The 14,968-nt window shown below is 59.6% G+C and carries 28 protein-coding genes; 27 read left to right on the forward strand and 1 reads right to left on the reverse strand.

Annotated features, from left to right (window positions below; all coding sequences use genetic code 11):
- The first annotated feature begins 64 nt into the window (after positions 1-64).
- The 27 genes from rplC (at position 65) to rplQ (ending at position 13,599) form a co-directional block, all read left to right on the forward strand.
- Complete coding sequence (gene rplC / locus JYP50_RS00065) at positions 65-700, forward strand: 50S ribosomal protein L3 (protein WP_206558413.1); 636 nt, start codon at positions 65-67, stop codon at positions 698-700.
- Positions 701-716: 16 nt separating this feature from the next.
- Positions 717-1,334 carry a 50S ribosomal protein L4 gene (gene rplD, locus JYP50_RS00070; RefSeq protein ID WP_206558414.1) on the forward strand — a complete coding sequence of 206 codons (618 nt, stop codon included), beginning with the start codon at positions 717-719 and terminating at the stop codon, positions 1,332-1,334.
- The gene (rplW, locus tag JYP50_RS00075; RefSeq protein ID WP_206558415.1) at positions 1,331-1,627 is read left to right on the forward strand and encodes a 50S ribosomal protein L23; all 297 of its coding nucleotides are present in this window, start codon (positions 1,331-1,333) and stop codon (positions 1,625-1,627) included. The genes rplD and rplW overlap by 4 nt, the downstream gene beginning before the upstream one ends.
- A gap of 14 nt (positions 1,628-1,641) precedes the next feature.
- Positions 1,642-2,469, forward strand: a complete 828-nt coding sequence (gene rplB / locus JYP50_RS00080; protein ID WP_206558416.1) for a 50S ribosomal protein L2 — start codon at positions 1,642-1,644, stop codon at positions 2,467-2,469.
- Positions 2,470-2,505: 36 nt separating this feature from the next.
- Positions 2,506-2,781, forward strand: coding sequence for a 30S ribosomal protein S19 (rpsS, locus tag JYP50_RS00085; protein WP_206558417.1), 276 nt, complete (start codon positions 2,506-2,508; stop codon positions 2,779-2,781).
- Between the two features lie 29 nt (positions 2,782-2,810).
- Positions 2,811-3,149, forward strand: a complete 339-nt coding sequence (rplV, locus tag JYP50_RS00090) for a 50S ribosomal protein L22 (RefSeq protein ID WP_206558418.1) — start codon at positions 2,811-2,813, stop codon at positions 3,147-3,149.
- 17 nt (positions 3,150-3,166) lie between these two features.
- Positions 3,167-3,838, forward strand: coding sequence for a 30S ribosomal protein S3 (rpsC, locus tag JYP50_RS00095; RefSeq protein ID WP_206558419.1), 672 nt, complete (start codon positions 3,167-3,169; stop codon positions 3,836-3,838).
- Between the two features lie 11 nt (positions 3,839-3,849).
- Complete coding sequence (gene rplP / locus JYP50_RS00100) at positions 3,850-4,263, forward strand: 50S ribosomal protein L16 (protein WP_206558420.1); 414 nt, start codon at positions 3,850-3,852, stop codon at positions 4,261-4,263.
- Positions 4,263-4,454, forward strand: coding sequence for a 50S ribosomal protein L29 (rpmC, locus tag JYP50_RS00105; protein ID WP_206558421.1), 192 nt, complete (start codon positions 4,263-4,265; stop codon positions 4,452-4,454). The genes rplP and rpmC overlap by 1 nt, the downstream gene beginning before the upstream one ends.
- 2 nt (positions 4,455-4,456) lie before the next feature.
- Positions 4,457-4,726: a 30S ribosomal protein S17 gene (rpsQ, locus tag JYP50_RS00110; RefSeq protein WP_206558422.1), complete on the forward strand. Its 270-nt coding sequence runs from the start codon at positions 4,457-4,459 to the stop codon at positions 4,724-4,726.
- Between the two features lie 42 nt (positions 4,727-4,768).
- Positions 4,769-5,137: a 50S ribosomal protein L14 gene (gene rplN, locus JYP50_RS00115; RefSeq protein ID WP_206558423.1), complete on the forward strand. Its 369-nt coding sequence runs from the start codon at positions 4,769-4,771 to the stop codon at positions 5,135-5,137.
- 23 nt (positions 5,138-5,160) lie between these two features.
- Entirely contained in the window at positions 5,161-5,472 is a 312-nt protein-coding gene (gene rplX / locus JYP50_RS00120; protein WP_206558424.1) for a 50S ribosomal protein L24, read from the forward strand.
- Between the two features lie 41 nt (positions 5,473-5,513).
- The gene (rplE, locus tag JYP50_RS00125) at positions 5,514-6,053 is read left to right on the forward strand and encodes a 50S ribosomal protein L5 (RefSeq protein ID WP_206558425.1); all 540 of its coding nucleotides are present in this window, start codon (positions 5,514-5,516) and stop codon (positions 6,051-6,053) included.
- 12 nt (positions 6,054-6,065) lie between these two features.
- Positions 6,066-6,371 carry a 30S ribosomal protein S14 gene (gene rpsN, locus JYP50_RS00130; RefSeq protein WP_206558426.1) on the forward strand — a complete coding sequence of 102 codons (306 nt, stop codon included), beginning with the start codon at positions 6,066-6,068 and terminating at the stop codon, positions 6,369-6,371.
- A gap of 15 nt (positions 6,372-6,386) precedes the next feature.
- On the forward strand, positions 6,387-6,782 hold the full coding sequence (gene rpsH / locus JYP50_RS00135) for a 30S ribosomal protein S8 (protein WP_206558427.1): 396 nt from the start codon (positions 6,387-6,389) through the stop codon (positions 6,780-6,782).
- A 27-nt stretch (positions 6,783-6,809) separates the two neighbouring features.
- A complete protein-coding gene (gene rplF / locus JYP50_RS00140; protein WP_206558428.1) occupies positions 6,810-7,337 on the forward strand; it encodes a 50S ribosomal protein L6 in 528 nt (175 codons plus the stop codon).
- Positions 7,338-7,350: 13 nt separating this feature from the next.
- Positions 7,351-7,701 carry a 50S ribosomal protein L18 gene (gene rplR, locus JYP50_RS00145; protein ID WP_206558429.1) on the forward strand — a complete coding sequence of 117 codons (351 nt, stop codon included), beginning with the start codon at positions 7,351-7,353 and terminating at the stop codon, positions 7,699-7,701.
- A 9-nt stretch (positions 7,702-7,710) separates the two neighbouring features.
- A complete protein-coding gene (rpsE, locus tag JYP50_RS00150; protein ID WP_206558430.1) occupies positions 7,711-8,223 on the forward strand; it encodes a 30S ribosomal protein S5 in 513 nt (170 codons plus the stop codon).
- A gap of 18 nt (positions 8,224-8,241) precedes the next feature.
- Positions 8,242-8,424 carry a 50S ribosomal protein L30 gene (gene rpmD, locus JYP50_RS00155; protein ID WP_206558431.1) on the forward strand — a complete coding sequence of 61 codons (183 nt, stop codon included), beginning with the start codon at positions 8,242-8,244 and terminating at the stop codon, positions 8,422-8,424.
- Between the two features lie 15 nt (positions 8,425-8,439).
- A complete protein-coding gene (rplO, locus tag JYP50_RS00160) occupies positions 8,440-8,874 on the forward strand; it encodes a 50S ribosomal protein L15 (RefSeq protein WP_206558860.1) in 435 nt (144 codons plus the stop codon).
- Entirely contained in the window at positions 8,875-10,203 is a 1,329-nt protein-coding gene (secY, locus tag JYP50_RS00165; RefSeq protein ID WP_206558432.1) for a preprotein translocase subunit SecY, read from the forward strand.
- A gap of 30 nt (positions 10,204-10,233) precedes the next feature.
- Entirely contained in the window at positions 10,234-10,350 is a 117-nt protein-coding gene (rpmJ, locus tag JYP50_RS00170; protein WP_116366734.1) for a 50S ribosomal protein L36, read from the forward strand.
- 160 nt (positions 10,351-10,510) lie between these two features.
- Entirely contained in the window at positions 10,511-10,867 is a 357-nt protein-coding gene (rpsM, locus tag JYP50_RS00175; RefSeq protein WP_206558433.1) for a 30S ribosomal protein S13, read from the forward strand.
- Between the two features lie 202 nt (positions 10,868-11,069).
- Positions 11,070-11,462: a 30S ribosomal protein S11 gene (rpsK, locus tag JYP50_RS00180; RefSeq protein WP_206558434.1), complete on the forward strand. Its 393-nt coding sequence runs from the start codon at positions 11,070-11,072 to the stop codon at positions 11,460-11,462.
- Positions 11,463-11,482: 20 nt separating this feature from the next.
- Positions 11,483-12,103, forward strand: coding sequence for a 30S ribosomal protein S4 (gene rpsD / locus JYP50_RS00185; RefSeq protein WP_206558435.1), 621 nt, complete (start codon positions 11,483-11,485; stop codon positions 12,101-12,103).
- A 36-nt stretch (positions 12,104-12,139) separates the two neighbouring features.
- Positions 12,140-13,144, forward strand: a complete 1,005-nt coding sequence (locus tag JYP50_RS00190; protein WP_206558436.1) for a DNA-directed RNA polymerase subunit alpha — start codon at positions 12,140-12,142, stop codon at positions 13,142-13,144.
- Positions 13,145-13,209: 65 nt separating this feature from the next.
- Positions 13,210-13,599, forward strand: coding sequence for a 50S ribosomal protein L17 (gene rplQ / locus JYP50_RS00195; protein WP_206558437.1), 390 nt, complete (start codon positions 13,210-13,212; stop codon positions 13,597-13,599).
- A 191-nt stretch (positions 13,600-13,790) separates the two neighbouring features.
- On the opposite strand, the gene JYP50_RS00200 is transcribed toward rplQ, so the two are convergent.
- Positions 13,791-14,792 (reverse strand): AraC family transcriptional regulator, encoded by a 1,002-nt coding sequence (locus JYP50_RS00200; RefSeq protein WP_206558438.1) that lies wholly within the window; start codon positions 14,790-14,792, stop codon positions 13,791-13,793.
- Positions 14,793-14,968: the final 176 nt, after the last annotated feature.

Raw genomic sequence — 14,968 nt, forward strand, 5'->3', positions numbered from 1 at the left:
TTGCTGTAAGAAGTAGTGGGCTGGCCGTAGAGGGTAAGCCCCGTACACTGAGAGGTTAGCAACAATGACTATTGGCTTAGTCGGCCGTAAATCCGGTATGACTCGTGTTTTTACCGAGGACGGCGTATCCATTCCAGTAACCGTAGTGGAGATTGCTCCAAACCGCGTTACTCAAATCAAAGAGTTAGATAGCGACGGCTATCGCGCAATCCAGGTCACTGCGGGCTCCCGCAAGGCCTCCAAAGTGAGCAAGGCGGAAGCCGGACACTACGCCAAGGCGGGTGTCGAGGCGGGCCTCGGCCTGTGGGAGTTCCGTCTGGACGGTTCCGACGAGGCCTTCGAGGTTGGCGCGGAGCTGACCGTTGAGCGTTTCGAGGCGGGCCAGAAGGTCGACGTCGCCGGTAAATCCAAGGGCAAAGGCTTTCAGGGCGCGGTTAAGCGCTGGAACTTCCGTACCCAGGACGCCACTCACGGCAACTCCCTGTCTCACCGGGCGCCGGGCTCCATCGGTCAGTGCCAGACCCCTGGTCGGGTGTTCAAGGGCAAGAAGATGGCCGGTCACATGGGTGCCGAGAACGTAACCACGCAGGGCCTGGAAGTCGTGCGTGTCGATGCCGAGCGCAACCTGCTGCTCATCAAGGGCGCCGTCCCTGGTGCGCCGGGCGGAGACGTGATCGTGCGTCCTGCGGTCAAGGCTTAAGGTTAGGGGGTCTAACGTGGAATTGAATGTAGTTAAGCCGGGCAATGCTGAAGCGGGCAAGGTGTCTGTTTCCGACGCTGCCTTCGCTCGTGAATTCAACGAGGACCTGGTTCACCAGGTAGTGACTGCGTACCTGGCGGGTGCCCGTCAAGGTACTCGCGCGCAGAAAAATCGCGCCGCTGTCAGCGGTGGCGGCAAGAAGCCCTGGCGTCAAAAGGGTACCGGTCGCGCTCGCGCGGGGACCATTCGCTCCCCCATCTGGCGCTCCGGTGGCGTGACCTTCGCGGCCCAGCCCCAGGATCACTCCCAGAAAGTGAACCGCAAGATGTACCGCGCTGCGCTGCGCTCCATCGTCTCCGAGCTGGCTCGCCAGGATCGCCTGATGGTTGTGGAGAGCGTTGATATCGAGCAGCCCAAGACCAAGCTGCTGGCCAAGCAGTTGGGTGAATACGGTCTGGACAACGTGCTGATCGTGACCGCCGAGGTTGGCGAGAACCTGTACCTCGCGGCCCGCAACCTGCAGAAAGTTGATGTGCGCGATGTGGACGGCGTGGACCCGGTCAGCCTGATCGCCTATGACAAGGTGATGGTCACCGTGGACGCAGTGAAGAAGTTTGAGGAGATGCTGGGATGAACCAGGAGCGCGTATTTCAAGTGCTGGTAGGCCCGCACGTATCCGAAAAAGCGGCTGTGATCGCGGACGCAAGCAACCAGTATGTGTTCAAAGTCGCCGTTGATGCGACCAAGCTCGAGATCAAGAAGTCAGTCGAGCAGCTGTTCAAGGTCAAGGTCGACAATGTGCGCACCCTGAAGGTCAAGGGCAAGGTCAAGCGCAACCGCTTTGGTTACAGCACCAAGCCGACCTGGAAGAAGGCATACGTTCGTCTGGAGCAGGGTCAGGAAATTGACTTTGCTTCCGCCGAATAAGGAGTAGGTTGAACATGGCAATTCAGAAGACAAAGCCCACTTCCCCCGGTCGCCGTCACGTCGTCCGTGTGGTCAGCGACGAGCTGCACAAGGGCGCACCTTACAGTCCGTTGCTGGAGAAGCAGTCTCGCAACGGTGGCCGTAACAACAACGGCCGGATCACTACCCGTCACGTTGGTGGTGGCCACAAGCAGCACTACCGTGTGATCGACTTCAAGCGCACCAAGGACGGTATTCCCGCCAAGGTTGAGCGTCTGGAATACGATCCGAACCGCACCGCGCACATCGCGCTGCTGCTGTTCGCCGACGGCGAGCGCCGCTACATCATCGCGCCCAAGGGCGTGAAGGCTGGCGACGTGCTGCAATCCGGTTCCGCGGCGCCGATTAAAATCGGCAACTGCCTGCCGCTGCGCAACATTCCGGTGGGCTCCGTGATTCACGCGCTGGAGCTGAAGCCCGGCAAGGGCGCCCAAATGGCACGCTCCGCTGGCGCGTCCGTGCAGCTGGTGGCTCGCGAAGGCCGCTACGCCACCGTGCGTCTGCGCTCCGGCGAGATGCGCAAGGTGCTGTCCGATTGTCGCGCGACCCTGGGCGAGGTATCCAACTCCGAGCACAGCCTGCGCAAACTGGGTAAAGCGGGTGCCGCGCGCTGGCGCGGCGTACGTCCGACCGTTCGCGGTGTTGCAATGAACCCGGTTGATCACCCCCATGGTGGTGGTGAGGGTCGTACCTCCGGTGGCCGTCATCCGGTCAGCCCCTGGGGTACCCCGACCAAGGGTTACAAGACCCGCAAGAACAAGCGCACCGACGGCCTTATTGTCCGCCGTCGTGGTAAGAAGTAACGGTTGCCGTTAAACCAGATTTAGAGGAAAGAGATTGTGCCGCGTTCATTGAAAAAAGGTCCTTTTATCGACCTGCACCTGATGAAGAAGGTCGAGGCCGCGATCGACAGTAATGATCGCCGCCCGATCAAAACCTGGTCGCGTCGTTCCATGGTATCTCCGGATATGGTGGGCCTGACGATTGCCGTACACAACGGTCGTCAGCACGTACCGGTACTGATCAACGAAGACATGGTTGGTCACAAGCTGGGCGAATTTGCGGTAACCCGCACGTTCAAGGGCCATATCGTGGACAAGAAGGCCAAGCGCTAGGGCGCGGGTCTCAAGCGAGGTTAAAGGAAATGGAAGTTGCAGCAAGATTGAAAGGCGCGCGAATTTCCGCGCAGAAAGCTCGCCTGGTCGCCGACCAGGTTCGCGGCCTGCCCGTGGAAAAGGCGCTGGACCTGCTGGAATTCAGCCCCAAAAAGGCTGCTCACATTGTCAAGAAGGTGCTCGACTCTGCCATTGCCAATGCTGAGAACAACGAAGGTGCCGACGTGGACGAGTTGAAAGTGTCCAGCATCTTTGTGGACGAAGGTATGACCATGAAGCGCCTGCGTCCGCGTGCCAAGGGCCGCGCGGACCGTATTCTCAAGCGCAGCTGTCATATCACAGTTAAAGTAGCAGACGGCGAAGGCTAAGGTTAGGAGAAGACCACATGGGTCAGAAAGTAAATCCGGTCGGCATCCGGTTAGGTATCGTTAAGGACCACAACTCCATCTGGTATGCGGACAGCAAGAACTACTCGAAGAACCTGATCAGCGACCTCGAAGTTCGCACGTTCATCGAGAAGCAGCTTGAGCACGCCTCTGTCAGCCGTGTGGTTATCGAGCGTCCGGCACAGACCGCGCGCATCACCATCCACACCGCGCGCCCCGGCATCGTGATCGGCAAAAAGGGCGAGGACGTGGACAAGCTGCGCAAGACCCTGACCGAAAAGATGGGTGTGCCGGTGCACATCAACATCGAGGAAATCCGCAAGCCGGACCTGGATGCCAAGCTCGTGGCCCAGAACGTGGCCCAGCAGCTGGAGCGTCGGGTGATGTTCCGCCGCGCCATGAAGCGCGTGGTACAGAACGCCATGCGCCAGGGCGCCGAAGGTATCAAGGTGCAGGTTGGCGGCCGTCTGGGCGGTGCCGAGATCGCGCGCTCCGAGTGGTATCGCGAAGGCCGTGTGCCCCTGCACACCCTGCGTGCGGACATCGATTACGCGACCTATGAGGCGTCCACCACCTACGGCATCATCGGTGTGAAGGTTTGGATTTTCAAAGGCGAGGTTATCGGTACCGAAGACGCGACCGACAGCGCCAAGAAGACAGCAACTAATTAAGGGTTACGCAGATGCTTCAACCTAAGCGTACAAAATTTCGCAAGACTCAAAAGGGCCGTAACCGCGGCCTGGCCCATCGCGGCAGCAAGGTGAGCTTTGGCGAATACGGTTTGAAAGCGACAGGTCGCGGCCGCATTACCGCGCGCCAGATTGAGGCGGCCCGTCGTGCCATGACCCGTCACATCAAACGTGGCGGTAAAATCTGGATCCGCGTCTTCCCGGACAAGCCGATCACCGGCAAGCCCCTGGAAGTACGTCAGGGTAAAGGTAAGGGTAACGTGGAATACTGGGTGGCCCAGATCCAGCCGGGCAAGGTGCTCTACGAGGTACAAGGCGTATCCGAAGAGCTCGCGCGTGAAGCTTTCGAGCTCGCGGCGTCCAAGATTCCCGTTGCTACAACATTTGTAAAACGGTCGGTGATGTGATGAAAGCAAGCGAATTGCGTGAGAAGTCCGCTGAGGACCTGAACAAGCAGCTGCTCACCCTGCGTGAAGAGCAGTTCAAGCTGCGCATGCAGAAGTCCACTGGTCAGCTGGGGCAGACCCACCTGCTCAAGCAGAACCAGCGCGACATCGCACGCGTCAAGACTGTGCTGAAACAGAAGGCAGGTAACTAATCATGTCAGGTGCAGAGAAGCGTATCCGTACGGCAACCGGCAAGGTTGTCAGCAACAAGATGGACAAGACTATCACCGTGCTGATCGAGCGCCGGGTGAAGCACCCCGTGTACGGCAAGTACATCACCCGCTCGTCCAAGATTCACGCTCACGACGAGAACAATGAGTGCGGCATCGGCGATACCGTGAAGGTGATCGAGTCCCGTCCGCTCTCCAAGAGCAAGACCTGGAAGCTCCAGGAAGTTGTAGAGAGCGCCACCCAGGTCGTTTAAGCGCAGGATAGCGCGGCGAGATGCCGCAGTTTGGAGTAGAAAATGATTCAGACACAGTCGTATTTGGAAGTCGCTGACAACAGCGGTGCGCGCCGGGTGATGTGCATCAAGGTGCTCGGCGGCTCCAAGCGTCGCTACGCGCGGGTTGGTGACCTGATCAAGGTGACCGTGAAGGAAGCGATTCCCCGTGGCAAGGTCAAGAAAGGCCAGGTTATGACCGCCGTGGTAGTGCGCACCAAGAAGGGCGTGCGTCGCGCTGATGGTTCCATTATCCGGTTCGACGACAACGCCGCGGTTCTGCTGAACAACCAGGAAGCGCCCATCGGTACCCGTATTTTTGGCCCGGTGACTCGCGAGCTGCGCGGTGAGAAATTCATGAAGATTATTTCTCTGGCCCCGGAAGTTATCTGATCAGGCCGAGGAGAGGAAGAGAGATGTTGAAGATCAAGCGCGATGACGAAGTGATTATCCTCGCCGGCAAGGACAAGGGTAAGCGCGGCAAGGTTCGCAAGGTGCTCGCTGACAATCGCGTGATTGTTGCCGGCATCAACATGGTGAAGAAGCACACCCGTCCCAACCCACAAATGGGTGTGGCCGGTGGCATTGTGGAGCGCGAGGCCCCGATCCAGGTGTCCAACGTGGCGATTTTCAACCCCGCCACCAGCAAGGCCGACCGCGTGGGCTTCAAGGTGGACGGGGATAGCAAGGTGCGTATCTTCAAGTCCAACGGCGAAGCGATCGACTGAGTCCGCCGCGGGCTGGCTAACCGAGTTTACAGGTAGAAGACATGGCAACGTTGAAAGACAAGTACAAGAGCGAAATCGCTCCCCAGCTGAAAGAAGAGCTGGGTCTGGCAAATGTGATGGAAGTGCCCCGCATTACCAAGATCACCTTGAACATGGGTGTGGGCGAGGCCGTGGGCGACAAGAAAGTGCTGGAAAATGCCGTCGCTGACATGGAGAAGATCGCTGGTCAGAAGGCGATCATCACCAAGGCGCGCAAGTCCATCGCGGGCTTCAAGATTCGCGACGGCTGGCCCATTGGTTGCAAGGTGACCCTGCGTTCCGACCGTATGTACGAATTCCTGGAGCGCCTGATCTCCATTGCGATTCCGCGTATTCGTGACTTCCGCGGCATCAGCCCGAAGTCTTTCGACGGTCGCGGTAACTTCGCCATGGGCGTGAGCGAGCAGATCATTTTCCCGGAAATCGATTACGATCAGGTGGACTCCCTGCGGGGGATGGATATCACCATCACCACCACCGCTCGTACGGATGATGAAGGCCGTGCCCTGCTGCGCGCTTTCAACTTCCCCCTGAAAGGTTAAGAGGCTTTATACATGGCTAAAAAATCGATGATTGCGCGTGAAGACAAACGTGCACGTATGGTAGCTAAGTACGCCCAGAAGCGCGCTGCCCTGAAGGCGATCCTGAAGGACGAAAGCGCTTCTGACGACGCCAAGTGGGAAGCGCAGATCGCCCTGCAAAAGCTGCCTCGTGATTCCAGCCCCGTGCGCCGCCAGCGTCGCTGCCAGCTCACCGGTCGCCCTCACGCGGTATATCGTAAATTTGGCCTGTGCCGTAACAAGCTGCGCGAAGCTGCCATGCGCGGCGATGTACCTGGTCTGGTTAAGTCCAGCTGGTAACGGAGAGAAACGAACATGAGTATGCAAGATCCGCTGTCCGATATGCTGACCCGTATCCGCAACGCGCAGATGGCTGGCAAGACCAAGGTCGAAATGCCCGGCTCCAAGCTGAAAGCGGCCGTTGCGAACGTGCTGAAGGAAGAAGGCTATATCTCGGATTTCAACGCTTCCAGCGAAAGCGGCAAGCCCCGGCTGAGCATTGAGCTCAAGTACTTCCAGGGCAAGCCCGTTATTGCAGAGATCGACCGCATCAGCCGTCCCGGCCTGCGCAACTACGCGGCCAAGGACGAACTGCCTTCCGTGCGCGGTGGGCTGGGCGTGGCCATTGTGTCCACTTCCCGTGGTGTGATGACCGACCGTGCCGCCCGCGCTGCTGGCGTCGGCGGTGAAGTGCTCTGCACCGTTTTCTAAGATTGATTGATTTAAAGAGCATCCAACATGTCTAGAGTCGCAAACAATCCGGTACAACTGCCCGGCGGCGTTGAGGTCAAGGTAAACGGCCGCGACCTGACCGTGAAAGGCAGCAAGGGCTCGCTGCAGCACTCCCTGGGAGAGGGTGTGCAGATCAGCCAGGAAGACAACGTTCTGACGGTTGCCTACGACAGCGACAAGTTCAAGGCGCTGGCCGGTACTACCCGCGCGCTGCTGAACAACATGGTCAAGGGCGTAAGCGAGGGCTGGGAGAAGAAGCTGGTGCTGAACGGCGTTGGCTATCGTGCCAAGGCCTCCGGCAATTCGGTTAACCTGACCGTCGGCCTGTCCCACCAGGTGGACTACGAGCTGCCGGAGGGTGTGAGCGCCGAGACGCCGACCCAGACCGAGGTCGTCGTCAAGGGCATTGACAAGCAGGCTGTTGGCCAGGCGGCGGCGGAAATCCGCGCATTCCGCCCGCCGGAGCCATACAAAGGCAAGGGCATCCGTTACGCGGACGAATTCGTCCGTCGTAAGGAAGCCAAGAAGAAGTAGGTAGGTACTAGAGATGAGTGCAAAGAACGATTCACGGCTGCGTCGCGCGCGTCGCGCCCGCGCCCGCATGCGTACCCAAGGCGTGACCCGCCTCAGTGTACACCGTACTCCGCGCCATATTTACGCCCAGGTCATCGCGCCTGCCGGCGACAAGGTACTGGCCAGCGCTTCCACCCTGGACAGCAGCCTGCGTAGCGGCAGCACCGGGAACGCCGACGCCGCGGCAGCCGTGGGCAAACTGGTCGCCGAGCGTGCCAAGGCCGCGGGTATCGAGAAAGTGGCTTTTGACCGCAGCGGTTACAAGTACCACGGACGCATCAAGGCCCTGGCCGACGCCGCCCGTGAAAATGGACTGGAATTCTAGGTTATAGATATGGCGTTTAACGATCAGAAAAAGCAGCAGCAGGACGGCGACCTCCAGGAAAAGCTGGTTCAGGTCAACCGTGTGGCTAAAGTGGTCAAAGGCGGCCGTATCTTCGGTTTTACCGCCCTGACCGTGGTCGGTGACGGCAATGGCCGTGTGGGTTTCGGTCGCGGCAAGGCCCGCGAAGTGCCGGTTGCCATCCAGAAGGCCATGGAAGCCGCCCGTCGCAACATGATCCAGGTTGAGCTGAACAACGGCACTATCCAGTACCCCGTGAAGGCCGCCCACGGCGCCTCCAAGGTGTATATGCAGCCGGCATCGGAAGGTACTGGTGTCATCGCCGGTGGCGCGATGCGAGCGGTACTGGAAATCGCTGGCGTACACGACGTACTGGCCAAGTGCTACGGCTCCACCAACCCGGTGAACGTGGTTCGCGCCACCTTTAACGGCCTGCGCGACATGGCGGCACCGGACGACGTGGCTGCCAAGCGCGGCAAGACTGTCGAAGAAATTTTGAACTGAGTATTGGGTTGGCTTGTCATGGCTAAAGCAACTATCAAGGTAACGCAGATCAAGAGCGTTCACGGTCGCCTGAAGAACCACAAGGCCTGTGTCGCCGGTCTTGGCCTGCGCCGTATCGGCCACACCGTGGAGGTTGAGGACACTCCCTCCGTGCGTGGCATGATCAACAAAGTGAACTACCTGGTACGGGTTGAGGACTAAATCATGTCAGAAGTAATGCGACTGAACACCCTGGCACCCGCGCCGGGCGCCCGTAAAGATGCCAAGCGCGTCGGTCGCGGCATCGGCTCTGGCCTGGGCAAGACCGCCGGGCGCGGTCACAAGGGTCAGAAATCCCGCTCCGGTGGCACCGTTAAGCCGGGTTTCGAGGGCGGCCAGATGCCGCTGCAAAAGCGTCTGCCGAAGTACGGTTTTACCTCGCGTATTTCCCGTACCACCGCGCAGGTTCGCCTGGGCGAGCTGAATGCGGTTAGCGGCGACGTGGTCGACCTGGAAGCGCTGAAGGCGGCCGATCTCATTCGCGGCGACGTGCTGCGCGCACGGGTGTTCCTGTCCGGTGAACTGAAGAAAGCCGTCACCGTGAAGGGCATTGCGGTCACCAAGGGTGCCCGTGAAGCCATCGAGCAGGCAGGCGGAAAAGTAGAGGACTAAATGGCGACAGGTCAACTGCCCGGCGTTAGCAAGGCAGGCATGGGCGAGCTTTTTGCTCGCCTTCGCTTTGTCTTGCTGGCGATAATCGTTTATCGCATCGGTACACATATCCCGGTACCCGGGATTGACCCCAACCAGCTGGCGGCCCTGTTTAACCAGAACCAGGGCACCATCCTGGGGCTGGCCAACATGTTCTCCGGGGGGGCCCTGGAGCGCATGAGTATCCTCGCGCTGGGGATCATGCCCTACATCTCTGCATCGATCATTATGCAGTTGATGTCGGCGGTGACTCCGCAGCTTGAGCAGTTGAAGAAAGAAGGCGAGTCCGGTCGCCGCAAGATCAGCCAGTACACGCGTTACCTGACGGTGGCGCTGGCGCTGGTCCAGGGCACCGGGATGACGGTGGGCATGGCCAACCAGGGCATGGCCTACAGCGTGACCCCGCTGTTCTATGTCATCGCGATCACCTCGTTGGTTACCGGCGCGGTGTTCATGATGTGGCTTGGTGAGCAGATTACCGAGAAGGGCGTCGGCAACGGTATTTCGCTGTTGATTTTCGCCGGTATCGTGGCGGGCCTGCCCTCCGCGATCGGGCAGTCGCTGGAACAGGCGCGGCAGGGCGAGCTGAATATTCTCGTGCTGTTGTTCATCCTGACCCTGGCGATTGCCGTGATCTACATGATCGTGTTCATCGAGCGCGGCCAGCGCCGCATCACGGTGAACTACGCCAAGCGGCAACAGGGCCGCAGGATGTACCAGGCGCAGAGCTCGCACCTGCCCCTGAAGGTGAATATGTCCGGGGTGATTCCGGCCATTTTCGCCAGCAGTATCCTGCTGTTCCCGGCGTCGCTGGCGCAGTGGTTCGGCTCCTCCGGGGGCGCGGACTGGCTGCAGGACCTGGCCGTGGCCATCGGTCCGGGCCAACCGCTGAACATCCTGTTGTTCACGGCACTGATTGTATTTTTCTGCTTCTTCTATACGGCGTTGATGTTCAACCCGCAGGAAGTGGCCGACAACCTGAAGCGGTCCGGTGCCTTTGTCCCCGGTATCCGCCCCGGACAGCAGACCGCCAACTATATCGACGGCGTGCTGACCAGGCTGACGGTGTTCGGCGCCGCGTATATCGCGCTGGTCTGCCTGCTACCGCAGTTCCTGGTGGTGATGTGGAACGTGCCCTTTTACCTGGGCGGTACCTCGCTGCTGATCGTGGTGGTTGTAGTGATGGACTTTATGGCCCAGGTGCAGAGCCACCTGATGTCACAGCAGTACGATTCTGTGATGAAAAAGGCCAACCTGAAAACTTATGGTGCTTCCGGACGCGTGCGCTAGTCGCCGCCCGGTGAACGGAGAGAAAGAGAGATGAAAGTACGTGCATCGGTCAAGAAAATCTGCAGAAACTGCAAGATTGTCCGTCGCAACGGTGTAGTGCGCGTGATCTGCAACACGGATCCCCGCCACAAGCAGCGCCAGGGCTGAGACCCCGCCCGGCGGGTAGATGCCGCCTGACGGTTGATTTTTGTTGAACATGTCGCTAGAATGCTGCGCCTTTCGCGCCTTGCCCCCGAAATCTGAGTCAAATCAGGGGCTTGGCGCTGCGCTGTCGAAGGCGAAGAACTGAGTATTTGGAGAAAGTCGGATGGCTCGTATTGCCGGTGTCAACATACCCGATAACAAGCATGCTGTTATCTCGCTGACCTACATCTACGGTGTGGGCAAGACCCAGGCTCGCCGCCTGTGCGCCGAGACCGGCGTCACCGAGAGCGCAAAGATCTCGGAGCTGACCGAGGAACAGATGGATGCCCTGCGCACCAAGATTGGCGAGATGACCGTGGAGGGCGACCTGCGTCGCGAAGTCTCCATGAACATCAAGCGCCTGATGGACCTCGGCTGCAACCGCGGCCTGCGTCACCGTCGCAGCCTGCCGCTGCGCGGCCAGCGCACCAAGACCAATGCGCGCACTCGCAAGGGCCCGCGTAAACCGATTCGCCGGTAGTGAAACATCGCTAAAGCGGCGCAGGGACGTGCCGCCGCCAACCAAAAGTTGGCGCGAGCCCGGGAAATGCCAGCAGATCCGCGTATCTGCGCCCGCATTTCCCGGGCGACGTTCCAATAAATCATGGATGATTTATTGGAACAAAAAACCTTAGTGTAGCTGCACCTTTGTGCAGTGTTGATATTAAAGTAGGAATGACAACATGGCTAAGCCAGGTGCCAAAAGCACTCGTAAAAAGGTCAACAAGACCGTCGTGGACGGGATCGCGCACGTACACGCGTCCTTCAACAACACCATCATCACCATTACCGACCGCCAGGGCAACACCCTGAGCTGGGCCACCGCGGGTGGTTCCGGTTTCCGTGGCTCGCGCAAGAGCACGCCGTTTGCCGCCCAGGTCGCGGCCGAGCGCGCCGGCGAAGCCGCCAAGGAATACGGTCTGAAAAACCTCGACGTACAGGTCAAAGGCCCCGGTCCGGGTCGCGAATCCGCTGTGCGCGCGCTGAACGCCTGTGGCTACAAGATCAGCAACATCACCGATGTTACGCCGATCCCCCACAACGGCTGTCGCCCGCCCAAGAAACGTCGCGTATAACGCTTACAGGAAGATTAGACATGGCTCGATATATTGGTCCCAAGTGTAAGCTCTCCCGTCGTGAGGGAACCGACCTGTTCCTGAAAAGCGGTGTGCGTGCACTGGAAAGCAAATGTAAACCCGAAACTGTTCCCGGCCAGCACGGCGCCCGTCGCGGCCGCCTGTCTGACTACGGCGTCCAGCTGCGCGAAAAGCAGAAGGTACGTCGTATCTACGGCGTCCTGGAGAAGCAGTTCCGCAACTATTACAAGGAAGCGGCCCGCCTGAAGGGCGCGACCGGCGAAAACCTGCTGCAACTGCTGGAATCCCGCCTGGACAATGTCGTTTACCGTATGGGCTTCGGTTCCACTCGCGCCGAATCGCGCCAGCTGGTGAGCCACAAGGCCATTCTGGTTAACGGCAGCGCCGTGAACATCCCGTCCTACCAGGTGCAGCCCGGTGACGTGGTGTCGCTGCGCGAAAAAGCGAAGAAGCAACTGCGTGTGCAGTCCTCACTGGCCCTGGCCGCCCAGCGCGGCGAGCCCGAGTGGATCGAAGTGAACGCGGACAAGTTGGAAGGTGTATTCAAGTCCAAGCCAGAGCGTCAGGACCTGTCCTCCGAGATCAATGAAAACCTGATCGTGGAGCTGTACTCCAAGTAATCCGACTTTGGACCAACTACTTTTACAGGTGCCAGAATGCAGACTGCAGTAAATGAATTCTTGACCCCGCGCGTGATCAATGTTGAAGAGAAATCCAACTCACGCGCCCAGGTGACCCTGGAGCCCCTGGAGCGCGGTTTCGGCCACACCCTGGGCAATGCATTGCGTCGCATTTTGCTGTCCTCCATGCCCGGTTGCGCCATCACCGAGGTGGAAATCGACGGTGTGCTGCACGAGTACAGCGCGATCGAGGGCGTCCAGGAAGACGTGATCGAGATCCTGCTGAACCTCAAGGGCGTCGCCCTGGTGATGAATGGCAAGGACGAGGCCGAGCTGACCCTGACCAAGAAAGGTCCGGGCGCCGTGACCGCCGGCGACATCCAGGTGGATCACGATATCGAGATCCGCAACCCGGATCACGTGATCTGCCACCTGAACGGCAGCAGCGAGATCAACATGAAGCTGACCGTGGCACGCGGCCGTGGTTACTCTCCGGCGGACTCCCGCGAGAACCCGGAAGAGGAAACCCGCAGCATCGGCCGTCTGCAGCTGGACGCCACGTTTTCGCCGATCCACCGCGTGTCCTACGTGGTCGAGGCGGCTCGCGTTGAGCAGCGCACCGACCTGGACAAGCTGGTGCTGGACCTCGAAACCAACGGCACCATCGATCCGGAAGAGGCGATCCGTCGCGCCGCGACCATTCTGCAGCAGCAGCTGGCCGTGTTCGTCGACCTGGAGAGCGAGTCCGAATCCGAGTCCGTGGAAGAAGAGGATGAGGTCGATCCGATCCTGCTGCGCCCGGTGGACGACCTGGAGCTGACGGTGCGTTCCGCCAACTGCCTGAAGGCGGAAAACATCTACTACATCGGTGACCTGGTCCAGCGCACGGAGGTCGAGCTGCTCAAGACCCCGAACCTGGGTAAGAAGTCACTGACCGAGATCAAGGACGTCCTGGCGTCGCGCGGCCTGTCACTGGGCATGCGCCTGGACAACTGGCCCCCCGCCAGCCTGAAAAACGACGATCGGGTGCTGAGCGTCTGAGCCAGCCCCGGTACTGATACCAGTTAGCAGTGCTGCGATAGCACAGAACAGATAGGATTGGAAAAATGCGTCATCGTCACAGTGGACGTCAGTTGAATCGGAACAGCTCCCACCGCAAGGCCATGTTCCGCAACATGACCGTGTCTCTGGTGGAGCACGAGTTGATCAAAACCACCCTGCCCAAGGCGAAGGAGCTGCGCAGCTACGCTGAGCCGCTGATTACCCTGGCCAAGAACGACAGCGTGGCCAATCGCCGCCTGGCTTTCGACCGCGTGCGCAACAAAGCCGCCGTCGGCAAGCTGTTCAGCGAGCTGGGACCGCGTTACCAGGAGCGTCCGGGTGGGTACATCCGCATCCTCAAGTGCGGCTACCGCGCCGGCGACAAGGCCCCCATGGCTTATGTCGAGCTGGTGGATCGCCCGCAGGTTGAGGACGTGGAGGGCGACGAGGAGTAAGCTCCTCGGCGTACCCCGAACACAAAAAAGCCCGGCCCAATGCCGGGCTTTTTTGTTTCCGCGCGGAATCAAGCAAAGAAACAGGCGGCTAGAAATAGGGGACGGATACCTAATTTCGCAGGAATTAGGTATCCGACCCCTATTTTTTTCTGTCTTTACTGGTTTGGGGTGGGCTCGGTGGCGGCCGGGTTTTAGAGAAAGCGGCAGTACTCCCTGGGCGTCATTCCGGTCCAGTGTTTGAAGGCTCGTGTAAAAGAGCGGGCATCGGCAAAGCCCACGGCCTCGGCGACCGCGTACACCGGGCGCTGTTCCTGGATCAACAGGTTCAGGGCGAGATCCCTGCGAATACCGTCCTTTATTTTCTGGTAACTGCTGTCTTCGTCTCGCAAGCGGCGGTGCAGGGTCTGTTGCGACATATGCAGGCGGCGGGCGACTTCGCGCAGCGGGGGGAATTCCAGACTGCCCGCCGGCGATGTGGTCACGAGCCCCGCCACCCGGGTCTTCAGACTTCGATCATGCCCGGGAATCGTCAGCAGGTTATAGGGCGAGCGAACTAGGAATTCATCCACCTCCGCTTTGTCGCGAATCAGCGGGCTGTCGAGGTAGGCCGGTGCAAATACCAGCTGATTTGCCGTGGCTTCGAACCGGTGTTCGCCCGGGAACATGGTCATCAGCTCGGCGGCATGGGGCGGCCGCGACTGGGCGAAGGCGGTTTCAATGAGGGGGATGGGGATACCGCACAGCCAGCTGGCCAGGCGATGCCAGATCACCATCCAGAAATCCTGGTAGAAATGCTGGTCGTCCAGTTCGGGCCGCCGAAAGCGGATGGTGATTGTCGCCCTGTCGTCGGCCTCCGTCAGTTCGGTGCGAATGTCATCGGTGAACAGATTGTAGAAACGCATCCCCATGCGCAGTGCCTCGCGCAGGTCGTGGCAGCGGCGGACGGCGTGAAGCATGAAGGAAAAGGCGCCCCGCTTGCAGGGGGTTTCGGTAAACCCCATGAACTCATCCCCCAGTCGCTCCCAGATCAGCTGCACCAGGGCGGTCATCTGGTTGTCGTTGATCCGCGCATCGGGCCGGGAGGCCAGTTGCGGGTTGATGCCCACTACCTTGAGTAAATCCGCGCGGGTGTGGCCTTGCCGGGTGGCGCCCGCCAAACTGCTGAGGGCGTGGTGGCTGGAAACGGTTGCCATGGCTAAAAATAACCATTAAATGGAGAAGACTTCGGAAAAACCCAGTATATGCCATGAATAAGTGGAAAAAAATGTGAGTTTTGTTGAGAGCCCTGGACATGTATCTACCGGCATTCGAGGCCTAAGATTGCCGCTGGACACTTTGCGGGAAACGGGGCACGCCCCATTCGGAATTC

This window comes from Parahaliea mediterranea, assembly GCF_017255185.1.
GTDB lineage: Bacteria > Pseudomonadota > Gammaproteobacteria > Pseudomonadales > Halieaceae > JAFKCZ01.